Annotated in this window: 27 protein-coding genes; all 27 read right to left on the minus strand. The window is 32.8% G+C overall.

Annotation, left to right across the window (positions count from 1 at the left end; translation table 11 throughout):
- Positions 1 to 40: 40 nt before the first annotated feature.
- Entirely contained in the window at positions 41 to 610 is a 570-nt protein-coding gene (locus JQC67_RS12385; protein ID WP_203253116.1) for a Crp/Fnr family transcriptional regulator, read from the minus strand.
- Positions 611 to 812: 202 nt separating this feature from the next.
- On the minus strand, positions 813 to 1,313 hold the full coding sequence (locus JQC67_RS12390) for a hypothetical protein (protein WP_203253117.1): 501 nt from the start codon (positions 1,311 to 1,313) through the stop codon (positions 813 to 815).
- A gap of 205 nt (positions 1,314 to 1,518) precedes the next feature.
- Positions 1,519 to 1,998, minus strand: a complete 480-nt coding sequence (locus tag JQC67_RS12395) for a DUF2306 domain-containing protein (protein ID WP_203253118.1) — start codon at positions 1,996 to 1,998, stop codon at positions 1,519 to 1,521.
- Positions 1,999 to 2,261: 263 nt separating this feature from the next.
- Entirely contained in the window at positions 2,262 to 3,185 is a 924-nt protein-coding gene (locus tag JQC67_RS12400) for an SDR family NAD(P)-dependent oxidoreductase (RefSeq protein ID WP_203253119.1), read from the minus strand.
- A gap of 148 nt (positions 3,186 to 3,333) precedes the next feature.
- Positions 3,334 to 3,900 (minus strand): Crp/Fnr family transcriptional regulator, encoded by a 567-nt coding sequence (locus tag JQC67_RS12405; RefSeq protein WP_203253120.1) that lies wholly within the window; start codon positions 3,898 to 3,900, stop codon positions 3,334 to 3,336.
- Between the two features lie 240 nt (positions 3,901 to 4,140).
- Positions 4,141 to 4,599, minus strand: coding sequence for an SRPBCC family protein (locus tag JQC67_RS12410; protein ID WP_203253121.1), 459 nt, complete (start codon positions 4,597 to 4,599; stop codon positions 4,141 to 4,143).
- The gene (locus JQC67_RS12415; protein WP_203253122.1) at positions 4,596 to 4,922 is read right to left on the minus strand and encodes an ArsR/SmtB family transcription factor; all 327 of its coding nucleotides are present in this window, start codon (positions 4,920 to 4,922) and stop codon (positions 4,596 to 4,598) included. The genes JQC67_RS12410 and JQC67_RS12415 overlap by 4 nt, the downstream gene beginning before the upstream one ends.
- Before the next feature lie 233 nt (positions 4,923 to 5,155).
- The gene (locus tag JQC67_RS12420) at positions 5,156 to 6,076 is read right to left on the minus strand and encodes a hypothetical protein (protein ID WP_203253123.1); all 921 of its coding nucleotides are present in this window, start codon (positions 6,074 to 6,076) and stop codon (positions 5,156 to 5,158) included.
- A 226-nt stretch (positions 6,077 to 6,302) separates the two neighbouring features.
- Positions 6,303 to 6,719: a hypothetical protein gene (locus JQC67_RS12425; RefSeq protein WP_203253124.1), complete on the minus strand. Its 417-nt coding sequence runs from the start codon at positions 6,717 to 6,719 to the stop codon at positions 6,303 to 6,305.
- Positions 6,720 to 6,972: 253 nt separating this feature from the next.
- The gene (locus tag JQC67_RS12430) at positions 6,973 to 7,353 is read right to left on the minus strand and encodes a VOC family protein (protein WP_203253125.1); all 381 of its coding nucleotides are present in this window, start codon (positions 7,351 to 7,353) and stop codon (positions 6,973 to 6,975) included.
- Between the two features lie 352 nt (positions 7,354 to 7,705).
- Positions 7,706 to 8,116 carry a hypothetical protein gene (locus JQC67_RS12435; protein ID WP_203253126.1) on the minus strand — a complete coding sequence of 137 codons (411 nt, stop codon included), beginning with the start codon at positions 8,114 to 8,116 and terminating at the stop codon, positions 7,706 to 7,708.
- Positions 8,117 to 8,304: 188 nt separating this feature from the next.
- Complete coding sequence (locus JQC67_RS12440; RefSeq protein ID WP_203253127.1) at positions 8,305 to 8,805, minus strand: hypothetical protein; 501 nt, start codon at positions 8,803 to 8,805, stop codon at positions 8,305 to 8,307.
- A gap of 346 nt (positions 8,806 to 9,151) precedes the next feature.
- Positions 9,152 to 9,895 carry a DUF6090 family protein gene (locus JQC67_RS12445; protein ID WP_203253264.1) on the minus strand — a complete coding sequence of 248 codons (744 nt, stop codon included), beginning with the start codon at positions 9,893 to 9,895 and terminating at the stop codon, positions 9,152 to 9,154.
- Positions 9,896 to 10,069: 174 nt separating this feature from the next.
- On the minus strand, positions 10,070 to 11,044 hold the full coding sequence (locus tag JQC67_RS12450) for an SRPBCC domain-containing protein (protein WP_203253128.1): 975 nt from the start codon (positions 11,042 to 11,044) through the stop codon (positions 10,070 to 10,072).
- Positions 11,041 to 11,361 (minus strand): ArsR/SmtB family transcription factor, encoded by a 321-nt coding sequence (locus tag JQC67_RS12455; RefSeq protein ID WP_203253129.1) that lies wholly within the window; start codon positions 11,359 to 11,361, stop codon positions 11,041 to 11,043. Before JQC67_RS12455 ends, JQC67_RS12450 begins: the two co-directional genes overlap by 4 nt.
- A 2-nt stretch (positions 11,362 to 11,363) precedes the next feature.
- Positions 11,364 to 11,930, minus strand: coding sequence for a dihydrofolate reductase family protein (locus JQC67_RS12460; RefSeq protein ID WP_203253130.1), 567 nt, complete (start codon positions 11,928 to 11,930; stop codon positions 11,364 to 11,366).
- Between the two features lie 272 nt (positions 11,931 to 12,202).
- Positions 12,203 to 12,934: a DUF6090 family protein gene (locus JQC67_RS12465; protein WP_203253265.1), complete on the minus strand. Its 732-nt coding sequence runs from the start codon at positions 12,932 to 12,934 to the stop codon at positions 12,203 to 12,205.
- Between the two features lie 150 nt (positions 12,935 to 13,084).
- Positions 13,085 to 13,534 (minus strand): hypothetical protein, encoded by a 450-nt coding sequence (locus JQC67_RS12470; protein ID WP_203253131.1) that lies wholly within the window; start codon positions 13,532 to 13,534, stop codon positions 13,085 to 13,087.
- 223 nt (positions 13,535 to 13,757) lie between these two features.
- Positions 13,758 to 14,291, minus strand: coding sequence for a hypothetical protein (locus JQC67_RS12475; RefSeq protein WP_203253132.1), 534 nt, complete (start codon positions 14,289 to 14,291; stop codon positions 13,758 to 13,760).
- 65 nt (positions 14,292 to 14,356) lie between these two features.
- Positions 14,357 to 15,376: an alpha/beta hydrolase gene (locus JQC67_RS12480; protein WP_203253133.1), complete on the minus strand. Its 1,020-nt coding sequence runs from the start codon at positions 15,374 to 15,376 to the stop codon at positions 14,357 to 14,359.
- 12 nt (positions 15,377 to 15,388) lie between these two features.
- On the minus strand, positions 15,389 to 15,721 hold the full coding sequence (locus tag JQC67_RS12485; RefSeq protein ID WP_203253134.1) for an antibiotic biosynthesis monooxygenase: 333 nt from the start codon (positions 15,719 to 15,721) through the stop codon (positions 15,389 to 15,391).
- A gap of 261 nt (positions 15,722 to 15,982) precedes the next feature.
- On the minus strand, positions 15,983 to 16,561 hold the full coding sequence (locus tag JQC67_RS12490; RefSeq protein WP_203253135.1) for a hypothetical protein: 579 nt from the start codon (positions 16,559 to 16,561) through the stop codon (positions 15,983 to 15,985).
- Positions 16,562 to 16,702: 141 nt separating this feature from the next.
- Positions 16,703 to 17,995 carry an alpha/beta hydrolase-fold protein gene (locus tag JQC67_RS12495; protein WP_203253136.1) on the minus strand — a complete coding sequence of 431 codons (1,293 nt, stop codon included), beginning with the start codon at positions 17,993 to 17,995 and terminating at the stop codon, positions 16,703 to 16,705.
- Between the two features lie 212 nt (positions 17,996 to 18,207).
- On the minus strand, positions 18,208 to 18,876 hold the full coding sequence (locus JQC67_RS12500; protein WP_203253137.1) for a hypothetical protein: 669 nt from the start codon (positions 18,874 to 18,876) through the stop codon (positions 18,208 to 18,210).
- A 216-nt stretch (positions 18,877 to 19,092) separates the two neighbouring features.
- Positions 19,093 to 19,530 carry a hypothetical protein gene (locus tag JQC67_RS12505; protein WP_203253138.1) on the minus strand — a complete coding sequence of 146 codons (438 nt, stop codon included), beginning with the start codon at positions 19,528 to 19,530 and terminating at the stop codon, positions 19,093 to 19,095.
- Positions 19,531 to 19,711: 181 nt separating this feature from the next.
- Positions 19,712 to 19,927, minus strand: coding sequence for a hypothetical protein (locus JQC67_RS12510; protein WP_203253139.1), 216 nt, complete (start codon positions 19,925 to 19,927; stop codon positions 19,712 to 19,714).
- A gap of 483 nt (positions 19,928 to 20,410) precedes the next feature.
- Positions 20,411 to 21,232, minus strand: a complete 822-nt coding sequence (locus JQC67_RS12515; protein ID WP_203253140.1) for a DUF695 domain-containing protein — start codon at positions 21,230 to 21,232, stop codon at positions 20,411 to 20,413.
- Positions 21,233 to 21,781 lie beyond the last annotated feature (549 nt).

The raw sequence follows: 21,781 nt of genomic DNA on the forward strand, positions 1-21,781 counted from the left end.
CAAATTTCAATACCTTTTAAGAGGTTAGAAATAACATTTGTTAGAAAGCGATTTGCTTTCTGATACGACTTAAAGATTGCGGTTCCATTCCTAGAAAAGAAGCGATATTGTCGACAGACACATTTAAAGCTAGATTTGGGTGCTGATTCACAAATTTAAGATAGCGTTCTTTTGCAGTTAAAATTTGAAAATCTTTAACACGTTCTAGTTTACAACTTAAATGTTCGTTGGTTACTTCTTTAACAAATATTGACCAGAATTTTGTTTCTTTTTGTAAAATGTCAAAATCAGGTTTTGAAATTTTTATAAGATTACAATCTGTGATAGTTTCATAATAATCTACGGATGGTGTTTTTGTCATAAAGCTATCTAAAGATGTAAAAAAATCTTGATCACTTACAAGATGCTGTACGACAATCTTTCCGTCAACATTTTGATATCCTTTTACAATTCCAGAAGCTAAAAAATAAATATATCGCTCAACTTTTCCTGCTTCTAAAAGATTAGTTTGAGCTGGAACTTCTTCTGTAACGAAATGATTTTTGATTAATTCAATTTCGTTTTGTGTTAAGGTAATTTTTGATTGTATGTAATTAATTAGATTTTGCATAGTTGATTGGTAATGGTATATACGGTTTAGGTAAAGCTTATTGCCTGCCTGCCGACAGGCAGGTTTGGTTTAATTTTTTCTTGCCCAAAGCTAAATCTATTCCCGATACCTATCGGGATTAGCAACATCATAAAAATACACAAACCCTGGTATTAAGCCTGAAGCCCTTATTGTTTATGGGTTGTGTTGCAGTATTAATTACTTATTTGATGCTTATACGAGTTTCTTTTAGGCCTTTTTCTTTAAGGTAATCACTTAATTCTTTAGCATCTCCAATATTGGCATGATGAAGTAATGTAAAACCATGCGGACCTTTAGCAAATAATAATTCAGGATATACCTCCAATGTAGCTTTTACTAAGTCAATTTTCCCTAACATGGTAAGTGTAAATAAATTGACTCTAGCTCCTTTAGAAATAAGGTAATTGGCAATTTCTTTATTTCCTAAATGCGCGGCTCCTTCAATTGCCTCTTCATAATCTGAATTACCCCAGTCATAACTAGCATATATTAAGTTTGGATATTCATCTAGCATTTCCTTAACTAAAGGCAAATTTTTATGTCCGGCAACTACAAATTCTTTAACCAATTTTATATCTAAAGGTTGGGGTTCTTGAGGGTTCTGAGCAAATGAAAAGGTTGGCGCAACGCCTGCTAAAACAATTCCTCCTAATGAATTTTTAATAAATGTTTTTCTATTCATGGTTTAGATTTTAATTATATATGCTAAAATCAGTACTTTAAGCTTAATACGCTTTAAGAAACATATTTCTTAAGATGAAAAGCTATTTATTAAATATGTTACCACGGTTTGTGTATGATTTCGTTGCGTGTTTCAGCAACCAATTTAATAAACAAATACCTGCCAAAGCAATTAAGTATTCAAGGTGTTGGCATTTCGTTATTTTTTAGGGACCAAATACTTTTAGCCATTTCGTTTTATTTTTTCTAAAAAGAATTGCCCCAATAAGTAATATTAATATAGTAGCTAGACCGACCATTCCAAAAAAAGGAGCTTTAGGAATTCTTGTTAAAATTTCAGCACCAAATGCTGAATAAAGCCCAATTACAGACCAATACATAAATGAAAAATGCCGAAGTTTCCATGTGTTTGTTGGCTTTTTGGTCCAAATAGGAATCATACCAAGTAATATTGTCAATAAACTGAAAAGAGTCGCATAATGAAAAATCCCCCATGCATTGAATAATCTATAAATCATGAGGGCGGTTAAAATCAGAACCCCCATACTAATTAAATATAGATACCCCATTTTCACGTGCAGTTTTGTTCCTTTTTTTAGCATTAAAACAAGAGTTCCGAATAAAAGAGCACTGCAAGATGAAATTAAATGAATTAATCCTGTAGAATCGCCAACTAAATTTTCCATCTATTGATTACGTTAACTATTTGAAATTCAAAAATCCAATTATTTTTGAGAATCAAATATTTTTTAAATCTGAAATGTAGTTTATTAAGGATGAACGGTTTTTTAATGAATGCCAACTGTTGGTGTTAGAATAGAAACGGATTAAAACGCATACCTTTTGGTGTATGAACGATTGTGAATATAAAAAAGCGCGTTGTTTAAGCACCAAAGCTGCTATTATTTTTTATACATTGTTACCTACTGCGATTTTTTCAGAAGTTTCTTTATGTTATTTTGTTAAATGTGGTTTTTGTAAGTTCGAGACTACCATTCCACAGGTCTTTTTGAAAAATCTTGTTATAAGAATCAACAGATGTTTTGACTACTTTCCCATCCGAGAAATATATTCCCTTCAAGTCTTTGTACTTTTCAGAATACGCAAGTTTTGCTAAATTTTTTCCTGCTTGAGCTGGTGTATGTATGTTGCTTTTAAATAGGGTCAAAACTGGGAATACGTTTTTCCATAAAAATCGCATAACAGGTGAATAAGTTTTGGCAAGTCCTGTTCCTGGTGTCATTCCTGGGTCATAGGCATTTACCCTAATGTTTGTTTTTTTTAAGCGCTCTTGCAATTCATATGTGGTCATTATGTTACACAATTTTGAAGTAGAATATCTTCTTTGTCCAACAATATTTTGTTTTTCGGAAGTTTCTTTTGAGAAAGCAAGCTCTTGAACACTGGTATAAATTGGTGGTTCTATTGGTGTTTTAAGTGCTGGGTCGTGTGTTTCGCTAGATGTGAATGTTATGTGTCCATTATTTTTCATAAAAGGAAGTAATTGCATAGTCAAAGCAAATGCTCCGAGGTGATTTACACCAAATGTCTGCTCAAATCCATCTGCCGTATATTGTGTTTTGCCAATATTCTGTACTCCTGCATTATTTATCAAGATAGAAATTGAATTGTTTTTTTCTTTGGCAAATGATATAGAGAACTTTCTTATAGATGCTAAAGAAGCCAAATCTAATTCCAAGCATTTTAGGTTTTTATGACCAGTCTTGTCTTTTATTTTTTCTATTATGTCTTTTCCTGCTCTAATATTTCTGGCAGAAATGATAATTTGTTCGTTTTTGGCAATTTGAGCCATTTGTAAGGCACATTCAAATCCAATTCCACTGGTTGCTCCTGTAATAATAATTGAATCCATAATTTTTTGATTTCTATTAAAATGATGAAGCAAAGTTCAGCACTTCGAAAGCAAAAACTTTTGCCATTTGGCAAATAATGAATTCATGTATATTTAATTCATTTTAAAGGTTACATGGAATTCGTACCGAAAGCCTTCGGTGCTCATTTCAGATGCTTTTTCGAATCCTGCTTAATGATGATTGCGTGATTCCTAAATAAGAAGCGAGATAGGATAGCGGAATTCTGTTGGCTAAATTCGGAAACTTTTCAAGAAAATTTAGATACCTTGTTTTGGCATCTTCGGCTAACATAGGACTTAGTTTATTTACCTTTTCAACCAATGCTTTTTCTGTTATTTTGTAGATAATTCCGTCCCACTGAATGATAGTAGCTGACAAATCGTTGAGTGATTCTGTAGAAAATACAAGTAGTGTACAATCTGTTACAGCCTGTACATATTCTGAAGAGGGAATTTTTTGATTGAAGCTGTTTATGTCTACTGCAAAATTGTTTTCATCAATAAAGTATTTGGTTATTTCATCCCCATTGCTGTTGTAGTAACATACACGTAAAATACCTTTTTCAATAAAAGCTACTTGTTTTGGTATTTTTCCTGCTTCGGAAAAGTAATCGCCTTTGTTTAACTCTAATACCTGTGCTTTTCTCTTTATCAAGTCAATTTGCTGTTGATTTAGCTGCCCAAATTCCAATAGATAGTTTATTAATTTGTCCATAGTCACAAAGATTGTCATTACATTTTATTCGGAATTTGTCAAATGGCAAAAAGCTTGATTGGTTTTTGTAATATGTTATTGTACGGTTTTTCTGGTTGCTGGTAACGTGTTTGTATATGGCTTGTTGCGGGTTTACGTACCTAATTTAGCAAATAAAAACCGAACAGAAAATCCGAAAGGATTTTCGTAAGTAGGCTCGAACTAGCAATGAACTATATACTCTGTTAGCAACAGTTTTTTCTATTTGTTCGTTAAAGTTTCTATAATAACTTCTAATCTGTCCAAGGCAGAGCCCCAACCATTGTAGAATCCCATTTCTTCTTGTTGCTTGCAATATTCAGGTGTAGCGTGAATAACGCTAAAAGTAAATTTTGTTTTATCTCCATCTGCTTCAAAGTAGGTTTGAAGCTCAACATTTTCTGTCATAGGTTTAAAATCGGCAGAAGTAATTATTTTCTTCAATTCTTCAATTTCCTTATATGTTCCTTCTGATATAAATTCGTTACCATCTGGCATAGGCATTGAGTATTTCCATTTTCCTCCAACTTCAAAATTATGTTCTATAACTTTAATATTCATGCCATTTGGTGCCCACCATTTTAATATGTGTTCAGATTGTGTCCAAGCATCCCAAACTAATTTTATAGGTGCGTTAAATATTTTCTCAATTGTTAGGGTTCTGTTTGCTAAATCCCTCATTTTTTTTCGTTTTTTGTTTGTATTTGATTTATATAGTTTTCAAAAGAATCTATTCTGTCTTCCCATAACTTATTGTACTGTTTTATCCATAAAAAAGCTGGAATCAATTTTTGAGGCTGTATTATACATAATCGCTCTCTTCCAATTTGGTTGAAATCGATTATTCCACATTCGCTTAGTATTTTTAAATGTTTAGAAATAGCAGGTCTGCTGATTTCAAACTTTTCTGCTACTTCGTTTACACTTAAAGTTTTAGTTGCAAGTAATTCAATAATATCTCTTCTAACAGGGTCTGCAATTGCTTGGAAAACATCTCTTCTCATAAATAGCGTAACTGTTCGGTTACAAATATATATGTAATCATTCGGTTACGCAAATAAATAACTGAAAAATAATTTAGTTATTGATTTCGGATGTTTGAGTGATAATTGTTGCTAACGTTTTGTGTATGGTTAGTTGTGTTGGCAAGAATAAAATAATAAAAGAAAACGAACCACAGGAGAATCGGTTTGAATTGCCGAATAGGGGAGAACCCAACAATTAATTATACAGGCAGTTATCTATCGTTTTTCAATTCTAAGATTTTAACCACTTTATTTCCAAAATTCTTAATCAATAATTCATTCAGTTCTTTATCGTTAATACGACCAACTTTGTCAGGATTGATGTCAATGAGAAAATCGCGGAATTTGTTGAGAAAATCATCTCCGAATTTTATATAGAGTTCTTTAGCTTTAAGATAGAATTGAGTTTGATACCAACCATAGTTCTGTCCTTGTTTTAACACTTCAAAGTAATCTTCTTCAAATTGTTCTAAAGATTTGAATCTTAATTCTCCCCATTTGTTTGCATTAATTAGAAATTGTTGATACACATCCATACGATTGAATACATCTTGTGTTTCCAAATTTTTGGCAGCTGCTACTTGGCATAAGTTTCCAAATATTTCATTCAACCAATGTCTTTGAGTACCATTTTCAGTTCTGAAAAATTGATATAAATGACCTAGTTCGTGGAGTGATAATGCATCTCGATAAAATAAATCTAGATTTAATTCTTTGCCAAAATGTTGTTTTAATGTTCCTAATATCGAATCTGGTAATTGTTTTAATCCTTGTTCGGCTCGCATTGCCATTACAGAATTATCTAAACCCAAAACAATATTTCCTTGATAATGGGCTTGTGGCATTCCAGGAGGAGGAGAAAAAGCATATTTGTTCCAGTTAGGGTTGTCAACAAATAATACTGCAAATTTTAAATCTTCATCAAATATTTCATCAAAAAAAATCTTTGCTTCCTCAAGATTATTTATGGTACTCTTAATATTCTCTGGGTTTTCAGCAGTACATAATATTTTAAATGAATTTGAAAAGTCAATTTTATATAACCCTTCATGTTTTGTTCTATCTATCCATTCAGAACTGACTTGTTTACACGAAGTAACTAGGATTATTAAAACAAGTATATAGATTTTCATAATGTTCATTCAAATGAATGCCAACGTTCTTGTATATGTATCGTAGCGCATAAAAAGATACTAACTTTTCGGATAAACACAGAGCCGAATATTTATATTTTGTTTTTAATTTATCTATTCTAAAAAACAAATCCAAAAGATTTGGCGACCTTATGAATATATACAGACCTTTGCGTAAAAACCTAAACACCACATTAATTATAGGCATTGTTGGCAAAAGTTATTTTCAGTCCAAGAAGATTTCCAACAACTTTTCATCTACTACAAATGTATTGTCTACCACATCAACACCACTTAAGTTACCCCAGTCACAACAACCATTTCCTTCTTTTAAAAATTCATAAGAGTATTCAATAAGTGAACTCTTAAAACTTAATTTATGGTTACCATTTATTTCATTTTCTGGATAAACAATTAATATTCCGTCTCTAACGAATAAGTCAATTTGCTCATTTTCATTACTTGTAATAGAAAAGTCGTCTTCTGTAAGCTGTTCTGTTAAAACAATATTTTCCCCATCATTTTTTGAAGTTAATTTTACTTGATAATTAACCGCTTCGCATATAACAGTGGAGCAATCTTCATTTTTGTTCTCACAATTAATTAGCACAAGACCAACGAAAAATATCAATAACCTATTCATAGAAATTAATAATTAGTGTTTTTGTATAAGATGGTTATTGCCAAAATGGTTGCTTTTAATTTTTGTTAACGGTTTGCGTATGAAACGTAGCGGGTAAAACGACGCTTACTTTTTGGATAACAAAGAGCCAAATTTTTTATTTTATCTTTTCTATTTTAAAAGCCAAATAAGAATTTCGCGGTCTTTGTAAATAAGCTCAGACTTTTCAATTTAGTACTTAATAGCTATGTTTTTTACACAGCGTGCAGTTGGTTTAATCTTTATCATATTCTGTTAATGAAATTAAGTTTCCATCAGGGTCTTTAAACCAAGCAATTTTTGCTTTACTCGGAGCAATCCAAATACCCAATTCATCTTGGTCGAAATAATTATATCTTTCAAATTTCACTCCTTTTTTATTTAAAGATTTTACTTGAGACTCTATCTCTTTAATTTTAAACCCTAAAACTGTAAATGGGTGTGGATTAAATTTTTCAACAACTGTAATCCTTAAAAATGCTCCTTTTCCTTCGAACTCTAATGCGTAAATATTTTCAGATACTAATTTTAGTCCTAGCGTATTTATGTAGAATTGTTTTGACTGTTCTGTTTTACTGGTTGGTAAGAAGGCTGTTATTGTTGGTTCTTTTAACATATGGTTTTATAATCTGCTATTTGTTGAGCTATCGAATACAAGTTCGATTTGACTCACTTGCTTCTAACGTTTTGGTTATGGCAAGTAGGGCAGGTACGCCGTCTGCGATGGCAGCGGGCGAGTTTATGCGCTGGCATAGTTTCCGTCTGCGCACGAAGCTAAAGCTAATTGTTTAGTTTTATTTTTTCTTGTCCAAAGCTAAATTTGAATATTTCGCTAACGTATAATTTTCAATTTTGCGACCTCATAAAAATACACAAACCTTTCGATTAAGCCCGAAGCCCGTATTGTTTATAGGTTGTGTTACCCATTGTAGTTTTCCGTCTAATTATTCCAGACTGCTTTAGTTCTATTAAGGCGAAGTGGATAAAGGAATTTTAAATTTCTCTTTTACCAACAATAAAACTCCAACCGTAACTTCAATAGATTCAAATACTAAAAAATTAATTTGAGTTGGGCTCAAGAATCCAACCATTATACTTCCCACAATGCGAAATACAATAAATGACCCAATAATGATAGTTGCTAGAAGAGCTGAATAAATCCAAGTCCCACTAAGGTATTGCAACAATAAAATGGCAACACCTATTCCTGTCATTAACCCAGTATATATGAGAATAAACGCGATTTCTCCATCTGAATTAATTGCGTTTAAGTCAATTCGTTTCAGTTTAGCAGGAACATCAAACAAAATGGAAAGACCCGAAACTAAAAAATAAAGAGCCATTAAGTTTGTAAATAAATATCCTAGTTTCTTTTTCATGTTCTATTTTCACTATAATGGGTAACGCTTGAGCTAAAGCTTATTGTTTAGTTTATTTTTTCTTGTCCAAAGCTAAAATTGAATATTTCGCTAACGCGTAATTTTCAATTTTGCGGACTTCATAAAAATACACAAACCCAGTGACTAAGCTCGAAGCCCGTATTGTTTATAGGTTGTGTTGTAAAACGTTATTTCCCTTTGAAGAACTCAACTTGAAATTCGTGTTCGCCCCAAAATACTTTTAATACAATAGATTTTTCACGATTTGCAAGAATTTCATATTTATACTTATCTCCAGCAGTACTCAATTCCTTTTTTAAAGGGTCGTTACTTTCTTTAAATTCTAATTCAAAGTTGCAATCATCTTGCCAATTTATGACCAATAATGAGTAAGTCCGTCCGTTATCCATCCTTTCTAGAAACATATTCTTAGAAATTGTTACATGAGTTGTGTCAGGAACGATATTTGTCTTATTAGTGAGATAATAAAAATCTCCAGATTTTAAATCATCACAAGTCAAATTAGCCTGTTTTACTATTTTCTCTTGTTCTTCTTTTTCTTGATTAGAAAATATTCCAATGGCGTAATCGCAATTCTTTAACATTCTGACTCCAACCTTATTTCCAAGGTCTTCGGTATCGATATCCGAAAATGCTTCAACTTTATAGACTTCTTTTAATTCCTTCATATTTTTTACAAGGAGTTCCTCAAAACAGGGTTTCATTCCAGAAGGGCTTTGTACTTTTTCCCTTTCTAAACATTTACATAGTTTCCGTGAAAATTTATCGTAAACATCTTGTGATGAAGAGGATATAGGAATTAGATAGATTATAACAATTATTAGGACGTGTTTGAAAGTATGGTTCATTATAATGTTTTACAACGTGTTTGTGTATGATTTCGTTGCGTGTTTCAGCAACTAATTTAGCAAATATGAACCGAACCTGCCAGCCGGCAGGCTGGTAGAAAATCCGCGAGGATTTTCGCAAGTAGGCGAGTACTAGCAATGAATTTTATACGTTGTTGTGCTTACGTTATTTGTTTAGTTTTTTTTGAATGAATTCTATATTATGGTCTGCATTCAAAATCAAATTATTTAATCTCTCAATTGTACCGTTATATCCACTAATCTTAAAAGCAAAATAAGCTTCTGTCATAATAAATATATCTGGAACCCTATTTACTATTTCTAAATCCTGCTTTAATTGTTGTTGATTTTCTAGCCTTAACAGTAATTCAGCAATACCTCCTTGCATGGTTACATTCTCTAAAATATTTCTGGCACTATTACTTAAATTATTAAAGTTCTTTAGTGTTAGATTTTTGCTTGAATTGTACAATTCAAGATTGTCACGTAGAGTAGGGTCTATTAAGTTTAAATCTTCAGTGCTCAATAAAGATTTAATGGTGCTTGTTTTAAATTCTAATACTATGACTCCCCAGTCATTTTTTTTCATCGCCTCAAAAGCCTCCATTAGGTTTAAATCGGGTTTGTTATAGTACAATACGTAATTCTCAAATTCTGCTATGGAAGAGTTCATTTCTCGGATTTGATTCTCAGCATAAGCCTTATCTGCTTGAAAGTCTTCAATAAGTTTATGGTAATAACTTTGCCTAATTTTATCCAATTTCCTGTTTTCATTCCAATTGTTAACTCCTAACGCAATCAAAATTCCAATTACTACGAGAATGATTTCTCCTATTGCATAAATCAGATACTTACTGAATTTATTTTCAGAAAGCATTTTTTGTCTAATTTTTCTAAAGAATTTTATCATTGGTTATTGGTTTCTGATGATGAAGCACAACTGTTAGGCTATGGCAAGTAGGCGATTTCGAAGCACTTTATTTTCAGTTAAGCACAAAATTTGATACGAGCCACAAATCTTGAATTTACTACTATTTCGCCTATTTTTTATATACATTGTTGGCGGTACTTTGTTTTTTATTGACTACTTCTCTTGATAATTAATCATCCAATTGATTCCAAATTTGTCTGTAAAGCTTCCGTAATACGCACCCCAAAACATATCTTGAATAGGCATTTCTATTTTGCCACCAATAGAAAGTTCATCAAACAGTCGTTGGGCTTCTTCTTTTGAATCGGGTTCGAGTTGGATATGCATATTATTTCCTTGTGTTAGCGTGAATCCCATTTCTTTAGGTGCGTCAGTCCCCATTAAAATGTGTCCGCCAAGTAATGGTAGTTCAATATGTAAGACCATCTTTTTTACGGGTTCTGCAATGGGCGGGTGGTTGGGGTCGGCAGGAAGGTCTCCAAAACGTTTGATACCGTTGATAAAATCTGTTTTAAAAACTGATTTGTAGAAGTTGAATGCTTCTTCAGTGTTCCCCTGAAAATTTACATAACTAGATACTCTTGCCTTATTGTTTGATTTGTTTTGTTTGCGAAGTTTGAATTGTGCCTCAATGTATTGGTCTAGGTTTTCCATAGCCATGGTAAAGCCTTCTTTAAAACCCATTTCAATAATCTTTTCTAAGTCCGCAAGACTATCGTATTTGGCCCTAATGGTTACAAGGGTCTTTTCTCCATTTTCATTGAACTCATTTGTCCATTGGGTTCTGGGCATATCTGGATTCGCTATTCCGTTTTCATCACAGAATGCGTCCAAACCTGAAAACATTGACTGATTTACAATTTTGATGTAATCATTTTTGCACCAATGACATTCTTGCGGATTTTTACCTTCGGTGTTGTACATTTCATAAAGCCACATTCCGCCTTCACGAAAATCCATTGATTTCGTTCTTGTTTTATAGGGTTTAGGTGCCCACCATAGGTCAAGAATTTCAGGGTTTGTCCAAGCTTCCCATACCAATTCCAAGTTTGCTGCAAATTCTCGATTTACATTGACTGTGTTATTTTCTTTGTTGACTATGAAGTCAAATTTTAAGTTTGGGTTCATTTTCCTTTTGATTTTAATTGTTCTAAAACGGTGTCCAATTGTTCAAAGCGTTTAGCCATTAGCTGTTTAAATTGCTCCAGCCATTTTTCTAAGTCTTTCATCTTGTCTGCATTTAAGTGATAGTGAATTTCCCTGCCTTGTTGTTCCTGTCTGAGAATTTCACACTCCGTAAGAACTCTCAAATGTTTTGAGACTGCTTGTCTGCTCGAATCAAAATGATTGGCTATGGCATTGGGCGTCAAAGCACCAACTGCCAAAAGCATAATAATGGCTCGTCTTGTTGGGTCTGCAATTGCTTGAAAAACATCTCTACGCATAATTATAGGGGTTTATAAACCATTGTAACAATGTCGCAATCAAACTTTTGTACATCATCAAGATTAAATTTTTGCATTTCCGTCAATTCTTTAAAAATGGGCATTCCGCTACCGATGGCAGCAGGGTTTACAAATAAATGTAACTCATCAATAAGTTTGTTTTTAATGAGTGCAGAAACAAACTCACCACCACCATAAGCAATAATGTCTTTGCCTTGCATTTGCTTTAAATTATTAATTTCTTCGACCAAGTCGCCTTTAGCAATTTCAGTGTTTTCCCAAATTATTTTGTCAAGTGTTTTAGTAAATACAATTTTTTGTGTTGAGGCATACTTAATACCTCCTTCATATTCAGGATTGTTGGGGTCTTTTGCAACATTTGCCCAATGTGGAATAAAACCTTCTGCCAATTTTCTTCCCAAAACTATTGTATCTACAGGTTCGGTTATCTCTCGAACATAATTTGTAATGTCATCAGTCCAAGGAAACTTCATCCAATCCATTTCTCCATTTTGTCCTGAAATAAAACCGTCTATGGTCATTTGGACTTGTAATTTTAATTTTCTCATTTGTTTGAATATTTTTAATTACGAAACCAATCGGTTGCAAATGTATATGCAACTTTTCGGTTTCGCAAATTATTTCTAAGAAATTTTATTGTTTATATTTAATTTGTATCGGTGTAGAGGTGTCTTTTTCAATGACTGCCAACGTGTTTGTATATGGTTTGTTGCGTGGTTAAGCACGTAATTTAGTAAATAAAAATCGAATAGAAAATCCGCGAGGATTTTTGTAAGTAGGCTAGAACTAGCAATAAATTATATACAGTGTTGTGCTTTCGTTATTTATTTAATTCTTCGTTGATTAATTCAGATAATTCTTTTGTGGATTCTAATAAATATTGCAGATCCTTTAATAAGTTCTTATCTGTAAAATCCCTTAATTGAAAAGTTCCATTTATGATATTAATAGCTGAAATAATATCTTCCTCCCTAATTAATTGATTCAATAGTTTGGGATTTATATTTAAAATATAATTTATAGGTCCAAGACCAATTGCTTTTTGCCCATCCTTTAAGTGAACGTCATTATTCCCAGATATAGTTTTAATAATTCCGTTTTGAGTAGTTCTCAAATTTAGTAGAGCATTCCTAATTTGATCTGGCATTAATTTAATGTCTCCCGTAGATATTAAAGATTCTATTGTGTTTGTATTGAAAGTATAATAACCAAATTGCCAATCAAGTGTACCAATAAGAGGTATCACATCATTGATACTTTCAGCTTCAGGTAATTTTTCTAAATACTTTTGATATTTCGAAAGACTCGAATCAAGATATATAATATTTCTGTTAATATAAATAGTGTCCTTCGCTAAATCTTGTACAACCTGCTTATAGTAATTATTGCGAATTTTTGAGCTTTTTCTATTTTCATTCCAATTATTAATCTGTAACGCAATTAAAATTCCAATAACAACAAGTATAATTTCACCAAGAGCATATTTCAAATATTTTCCAGTTTTACCTTCTGAAAGCAAATTTTGCCGAATTTTTCTAAATAATTTTATCATTGGTTACTTGTTTGTCATAATGAAGCACAACGGTTAGGCTAAGGTTCGTTGCTGTGATTCGTCCGAAGGACAATCCAGCCGAACCTAAAGATAGCCTTTTGCGCGTGATTTCCGTTTAGGAAATCCGCAAGCAATGAATTTTAGCCATTGTTAGCTGCTGTATTTTTTTATTCCAGTCCTGATTCTGTAACTAATTAAAAGTCCGATTGTAAATGTGGTGAGTAGAGTGCATATTACAAATGCGATTACTGCAATCAGCCCCACTTTCCATTCGTTTTCCGGACTTAGAGCAGCAATTATGCCGAAAACAATCCAAATTATTAGGTTGATCGAAGCCGAGTATTTGAATGAAGTTAAAAGCAATTTATCTTCATTGTTGATACTTTTTTTTGCTACAATGGCCCCTACCCATAATGAGAGAACGAATGATATGACAAGTCCGGCAATGGCTCTGGCAAAGGTGGTTAACATTATTAAAGTTAACAGCCCCTCTCCCGAAAACATTGAAGGAAAAAATATTGTGAATGCGATGATGCCAAGTCCGAATGGCAAACCAATTAGATAAGAATTAAGCAAACTCAATTTCAATCCCTTATCCATGTGTTTTTACATATTGCAGCTAACGCTCGAGCTAAGAGTAGTGCGGTTTTAGAGAAACGATTCCCATTGCGCCACTACGCTTAGCAGAAGCTTTTTGTTTTGTTTTACTTTTTTCTTTTCCAAAGCAAAATCCTAAAGATTTTGCGACCATCTAAAAATACATAAACCATTCATTTAAACCCGAAGCCCGTATTGTTTATAGGTTTTGTTACCTGTAGTTTTTTTAGTGTATTACTATCGTTTCGTGATATGAATTACACCAATCGATGACTTTTCCTTTGTCATCTAACTCAATATGATAGTTATTCGCACGCCTTTCGTAATTTTCGTAAACGTTAATAAAGAACCTTTTTGGATTTTTAACAGAAACCATTGGATAGCTTATAAATAATTTAGGGTAACTACCTCGTCCATTTTTCCTGATTTTAAATTGTTTTTTGTCCATCTTGCTAAAGTCCAATTCAAATTTGTCCGAATCTATATTGTTCTGTCCATATGCAGTCTCATCAACTTTTTTTATTTGATTTTTAAAAACGGGATTTTCAAGACATTCTCCTTCCGCAAAATAGCGATTGGAGTCTTGAAAATCCATATAATATCGATAAACACTAATTCTTTTTTTTACCGGGTTTATTTTTAGAATTTCCATTCGATAAAAGTCAAACGCACTTTGTTCAAAAAAAGGCAATTCCGATTGTGCGAATCCAATTCCGATTCCCAAAATCCATAAGGTCAATATTTGTAGAGTGTTTTTCAAAATTACAGGTAACGGTGAGTATATGGCGCGTTTCAATGCGCTATATACATTGTTGTAACACGTTTTTATTTCAAATATTTAAGTAGAAATTCTATTTGCGCCTTACTCGATTTATCAAATAGTTCACTAGGATAATATAGTAATCCAAAATGTCCTCCATCAATGTCTAACCATTCTTTTGGTTGATTGATATGATCAAATACATATTTAGTCACTTGAGGATTAGCACCATTCATTTCATCATCGGTCGCAACAACCATTAATATTGGAGCCTTTAATTTATCTGTAAGTTGACCAAGGTTGAAGTTATCTGGAACTTCAATGTTTGAAAATGAAACTATATTCTTCCAATTAGTACCAAACCGACCACCATATTCTATAAACCAATTATATGCTGTTAAATCGGTCAATACTGAAGGTGTTCCTAATTGGTCAATTGAGACAATTGGCATTTGCTCTGTAGTTGTATGCGGTAAACTCTTAATGTCGTCAAGTAGTAGCGTTTCTTTCGCAAAAGAATATGAACTACGGTCTTTATCTTCTATTGGTATTTCTTCACCAAGTGCAGGAATCATCATAATTACAGCTTTAACTCTTTCGTCCATTGTACCTGCTAAAAAAGCCTCTCTAGAGCTCATACTTGCTCCCCAAACGGCAATTTTATTGGCATTGATCTCAGGTTGAGAAGAAATAAAATCAATTGCATCAATATAGCCTCTGGATTGTACCCAAAAATTAATTTCTTGACGTGGTTCTCCATCGCTTATTCCTAGATTTCTGTGGTCATATAATGCAACAGCGAAACCTGCTTTGCTAAATTTCTCCGCATACTTATCGGCTGTCATCCCATTAATAGTAGTTGTAAATCCATGAGCCATTATGACAACAGGGCTTTTATCCGACTTAATCTCTGGTAGATATAATCTCCCTCTTAACATTGCTCCCTGTGACTTGAATTCAATGTTTCTATACATAATTTTGTCAGCTGTATTTGGTTCAGATGCTTCCACAGGTTTCTGATTATGGGTGCAGGATAAAAATGTCCATATCAAGATTCCTAATAGATTTTTAGATATTCTTATCATTAATGTGATTGTTTATAAAAATAACTCTCCTTTTAATTGATAGTGTTCTGCTTTGCTGTCATATCTTTTTAATACTCGTTTTGCATTATCAGGTATATATGCTTTTTCATAATTTTCACCAGAAAATATTTTTACTGAATCTATTGAGTCAAATTGAAGAACGAGGAAAAATTCTACTTCATCGTTCATTTTCTTTGTGGAAATGCTCACTTTTTCCAATCCGTCAACACCATTCCTTTTCACTGTAGGAAAGACCTCATTGATAAGCATATCTTCATAAATAGGTCCATTTTCTATTGTGGTCCAGCCTTTCCAAGTTCTTATAATTTTTATACCATTACTCATTAATCATCAGTTTTAAAAAGTTATTAAGTTATATCTCCTTTAATGTGTTACAACGGTTGAGCTATGAACAGTACGGGAGCAAGTTAGCACTTGCTTTCCGCCACGCACATAGCGAAATCTTTTTGTTTTGTTTTTTCTTTTCCTGTCCAAAGCAACCCCGATTCTTCGGGGCCAAAGATTTTGCGGACTTCATAAAAATACACAAACCTTTCGATTAAGCCCTAAGCCCGTATTGTTTATAGGTTTTGTTGTAAACAGTATTTATTTTTTTACTTTCAATAGATAGCTAATAATACCGCCAATAACAATCAATAGCCAAATATTGAAAGGTCCTTTTATAATTTGCAGAAATAGATTTTGATTGATTATAGTTTTCTTTGGATTTAGACGAACTAGTTCATGGAATATTGTTCCTTTGATTTCATACTGAACATTTTCCTTTGTGGTAAATGTTCGCCAGTCTCTTTTAGACTCCTCGTAGGTTCCGTTACCAATTTTTTTTTGAGACAGAATCCTCCCATTTTTATTGAACCAAATCTGTTCATTCCCTCTTGCAGTAGTAATAAGAATTTCTTCATGCTCGGTCAGGTTCATTGTAAATGTTCCGCCATATGCCTCTAAATCCCAGTTCTTAAGAAAATTTCCATCCTCGTCATAGACCTGAACTTTCTCATAAAAACCGCTACCAACATATATATTATTTTCTTTATCTACTACGAATCCTTTAATATCTCCCAAAGGGATTTCTGTATTTTCATTATAAAAATAAGAGCCGCTCCAAAACCCTATAACTCCGACAATTGCCAAAATATTAGAAAAAACACTTATAATTTTCTTCATATTGTTTACAACGGTATCGTATAAGAATAGTAGCGGATATTATTGCACTAACTTTTCAGTTAAACACAGACATTTTTTATATTTACTTACTTTAGTTTTAGCGATTAAACCGCTATTATTTTTATACTATGTTAGCCACAGTTATTCTTTGTCCCTAATTTTTTTCAAATTCTTGTAGTACTCTGGTATTCTCCAATCATTGTTCTTATTTCCTATTTCAGCCGCCTTTTCATAATGCTTTTTAGCAGCCTTATAGTCGCCATTTGCTGCATAGAGGTCACCAAGTGCATTTTGAAGCTGTGCATTAGCCGGATATTTATCAATTGCGAATGACAATATTTCCTTTGCTTGTTCCGAGTTTTCATGTTTGAGGTAGAATTGCGCATAATCAACTAAATGTGGCGCGAATGATTTTTCCAAAAGACCATCATTTTCGAAAATTGTAAATAAAGAATCAAACCATAGATAATCATTTTCGGAAATGGCCACAAAAGTTAGATTTCTCCTTGTGGCATGTTTGGAATCGTCATCATTTGTTATATTCAGTTGTGCCTGTCTTTTCTCATAAAATGTTTTAATATAATTTATGCCGCCGAGTTGTTCAAATTCCGCTTTACTCTTAAAAGTTAAGTAATGATAAAACTTATAGTATTCCTTGAGTCCATCTTGAAGAGTTCGGTAGGCACACATTTCATGAGTTGATTCATTTATAACTTTGTGATGCCATTTTAGGCCTTTGGGTCCTTCCTTTTTTAAGAGCGTTTTTAAAGTTTTGGTGCCATAAAAAACAGGATAGTCTAACTCTCCCTCACCTATATACAGAAATGTATTTAATTTTTTGTTTTCGTTCAAGAACCTTTTTAGTGATAAATATTCACTTTCAAGGTTTTCAAAATATTCACCATATAATGGAGCGGGACTTGCAGCTATATGGGCCGAAAACAATTCAGGTTTTTGAGATAAAGTTTGAATAACAAATCCCCCAGTAGTTTCCCAGCCAAACAAGATTCGTTCATCAGAAGTCCTATATTTTTTGTCGATAAATGTAATTAGGTCCGATTCAATAGATTTCAAGAAAGAAGAGGCATTTTCTCTTCCCCAATCCCATCTGTTGTCATTATCTGTTGTGATTCCAACTATAATGAACTCTGGAGTATGCCTAGGACCATTACGATGTGTGAGCTCAGCCCGAATACTCAAAGCATGAGGAAAAAACCATTGTCCATCAAGGATGTAAAGGACTGGATACAAATCCTCCGAATTATTATAATTCGTAGGAGTAGAAACTTGTATGTGTAAACGCTGCTTTTCTAAGAAATTTGATTGTATTTCATAGGCTTTCCCAATTATAATGTCAGTAGGAGCGGTTTGGGCAAATAGTTCTCCCAAACCTATAAATAACAGTAAAAGGCAAAATTTTAGGTAAATTTTCATTTTATTTTGATTGTGGCTAACGGTTGAGCTATGAACAGTACGGTAGCAAACTAGCGTTTGCTTTCCGCCACGCACATAGCGAAATCTTTTGGTTTTCTTTTTTTCTTTGTCCCGCTAAAAAGCAAAATCCATAAGATTTTGCGGACATCATAAAAATACACAAACCCAGCGATTAAGCCCTAAGCCCGTATTGTTTATAGGTTGTGTTGGCATTAGTTTTTTCCTGTCTTGTTCCACCAAAATATTAAATAAATCAAAGTTGATTGTAAAATAGCATTTAATATATAATTCAAATATGGATGATTTGAAGATATGAGAGGAATTTTATACCCAACCCAAGTTAAAAATCCGATTACACCAATCAGTATTATGATTCCAGCAATAGAGCCTAATACGTTTTTCAATTCATTATGAGGGTAACCTCTAAATGGCAAAATTATAAGCATAATTATTAGAATAATGAAAAAATAACCAGATGTCAAAGTCATCCAAAATAATGAGCGAATGGGTTTGTTTATAGTATTATCGTTTTTAATAACTGGACTTTTAATTTCGGTTGTGTCCGATTTTTTGAAAATATTGATTTGGTTCAAATCTAAATTCCGTAATCGGTCAGAATAGTGCTTTCTTTTAAAAATGCGATTTTCTAACTCAATCAGTTCGGCTAATTTTAGAGAATCTGTTTTATATATTTTCTTTAGGTTGTCAATTGATTCTAATTTTTCAATTTTATTATCCAGATGATAGTCGTAAGAGAAATTAAAATAGTAATCAGAAGTAGTTAAAACAAAAATAGAAATGATAAATATAGAAGTCCTTAAACCAAAATGGATAGATTTATTTTCAAAAAATTTAAGTATTCTTTCTAAAATTTTATCCATTTCTCAAATTAATGCCAACGTTTAAGCTATGGCAAGTAGGGCAGGCAAGGAAACTTTTTGTTTCCGTCTGGTCTGCGAGCCAGAGCTTTTTGTTTTGTAATTATTTTTTCTTTTTTAATTGCCAAATCCAAAAGATTTGGCGGACTTAGTAAACACGCCCAAGCCATTAAAAATAGCACTTTATGCCCTATTTGCTATAGGTATTGTTGGCAAACGTTATTCTTGTTTCCATCCTTTATAGGCAATGACTATTCCGAATAAACATAGACCTATTCCAGCTATCCAGTTGTTTTCTTTTTCGTATTCGTTTAAAAATATTATTTTGCTTTTTTCTGCATTTGTTAGCATTGTTATTTTCTTTTTTCCTTCTACCAAACTGCAAAATTTATGTCCTGTTTTTTTATTAAAAACCTTACCATTGAATTTAAGTTTTGCAAATCCACCTCTACGTCCAATTCGCTCGCAGTCCGGAGGAGATTCTATAACTTCAACCATAACTTTTCTTCCCTCAGTGGTTATGTCCATTTGAGTTTTAGCTTTGTTCATTGCTAACAGTCCAAATAACAGAATAAAAAGTCCGCCAATTATCAATCCATAATTGGCGATAAACTTGATTATTGGATAGTAAAAATCGGAATTCAGTCCTGATTTCATAATGTTTGCCAACGTCTCGGCTATGGCAAGTAGGGCAGGCAAGGAAACTTTTCGTTTCCATCTGGTCTGCGAGCCAGAGCTTTTTGTTTTGTAATTGTTTTTTCTTTTTTAATTGCCAAATCCAAAAGATTTGGCGGACTTAACAAACACGTCAAAGCCTTTAAACATAGCGCTTTATGCCCTATTTGCTATAGGCATTGTTGTCATTAGTTTTTTCCACGTTCTTATAATAATCTCCCGATTCCCATTCTCTTTTTCCAATATATTTTCCACAATAATCATAGCGTTCAATATATTCGTTTTCTCCTTTCCGGTTATATCTGAATACCCAAATTTCGCCATTCTTTAGCCTTACCCTCCGAAATCGAATGTCCTCTCCAGAGTCCATCGTTTTCATAAAAGCAGATTTTCTTACTAAGACTACCTCTTCGTTTTCATCAAAAACTCGGTCGATTAAAATAACTTTTTTGTGTCCCAAGTCCCAGAAAAGAAACTTACGTTTTTTCTCAATGTGTTCCGTTTTTAATGTCACGTTTTCGATTCCACAATTCCCGTTTCCAATTGCGTTTTCCACTTCATATTCAGATGCGATTTTTTCATCTGTCGGATTTACGAAAGAGCATAGCAAAATAAATCTGGCTAAAATTTTGAAGTTAATTTCTATTGCTTTAAAATTAATGACAACGATTTAGCTAAGCGTAGTGCGGAAGCAAGGAAACTTTTCGTTTCCGTCTGAGCACGAAGCTAAAGCTTATTGTTTAGTTTTATTTTTTCTTGTCCAAAGCTAAATCCATAAGATTTAGCGACTTCATAAATATACACAGACCTTTCGATTTTGCCTTAAATTCAGCATTACGTTTAGGTTTTGTTAGGCATAGTTTTATTCCCGTTCTACTGACGTTTCCCATCCGTCATATTCTCCGCCATACTTCTGTGCTACGATTCTCAAATTAGAGGTAATTGGATAAATAGAATCAATATCAACATTGTCTATTCTCCAAACTTGTAATTCATAAGGTAGAGTAGTTTCTTTATTGATTCCAGCATTTTGGACTTTGAAGTTAGATTTAGTTAATTCTTCTTGACATTTATTCATTTCTAATTCTTCAGAAAAATATAACCAATGGTCAACCCGCCTTGCCTTTGTTAGTTTGTCTCCGGCCTCCTCCAAATTCCGCAATACAGATTGGTCAGCCATATAATTTTTAATTTCCTCATTTGGATATAAAAAATCTCGATAATAAGTCCATTCTTTATCTTCTTTAACATTCAGATAAAATTTATAATCGGGATAATTGTCTTTGTAGAATTTTTCAATTTTTGAAATAATATTTTTTGGCTCCTTAATGTAGAAATACTCCAGTCTCTCATAGTTAAACATAAATGAACCGACTAATATAAATTCCGTTTCCCCTTCTACAATTTCGATTAAATCATCGGCGACTTTATGTAAAACACTAAAAGTTTCATTTTCAGGGAAACCGTTTTCTTTAGAGGTTTCATATGTAAGTCCAGTAACCAAGACATAATCATAATGTTCAATTGGCGTATAATCGATTAAGTCCATTCTCAAAGTTGTAGAACCTGATTTTCCATCTTCATATGTAGCCATATAAGTGTCCCAACGTTCTTCTGAATTTTGTGCATTCATTATTGTAGTAGAAAATATAAATATCAGTAATATTTTAAGTAGTATTCTCATTTTTTAAATTATGCCTAACGGTTGGGCTCGTATGTTTGTTTCTTAAGTTGAAGATAAGATATTTAGAATAATGAATTAGTTTAAAAAGGAAGAGTGATTTCGTGGTTGGGCTAGATACTAAAAAGAGATATCGTCGCTTAGGTTTTATACTCTTCCTAAGCTAAAGCTTTTAAATTTATTAGCTTGGATAATTAATAATAGGCTTAAATAGGAGGGACAGCGAAGTCTCGGCTAGATACATTGATATGATATCGTTTCATAGGTTTTCCGCCCTTCTATAATTTTCTTAGAATCTGAACAGTACCTAGATCCTAAAAATGCAGAGATCGAATCAAATGCGAGCAAAGATGATAAAGAAAGTTCAAGCTTTAAATAGATGATATGGCAAAGCGTTTAAAACAAAGTTTAGGTATTGATGTTTCTAAGTTGAATTTATCATTGTCTCTAGGTTTTCTAACAGATAAGTTAGATAAGGAATTCATATCCCATTCAGATGTGTCTAATGATATCTCCGGTTACAAAGAGCTTTTAAAATGGTTAAGAAAATCA

The organism is Aurantibacter crassamenti (assembly GCF_016811105.1).
GTDB lineage: Bacteria > Bacteroidota > Bacteroidia > Flavobacteriales > Flavobacteriaceae > Aurantibacter_A > Aurantibacter_A crassamenti.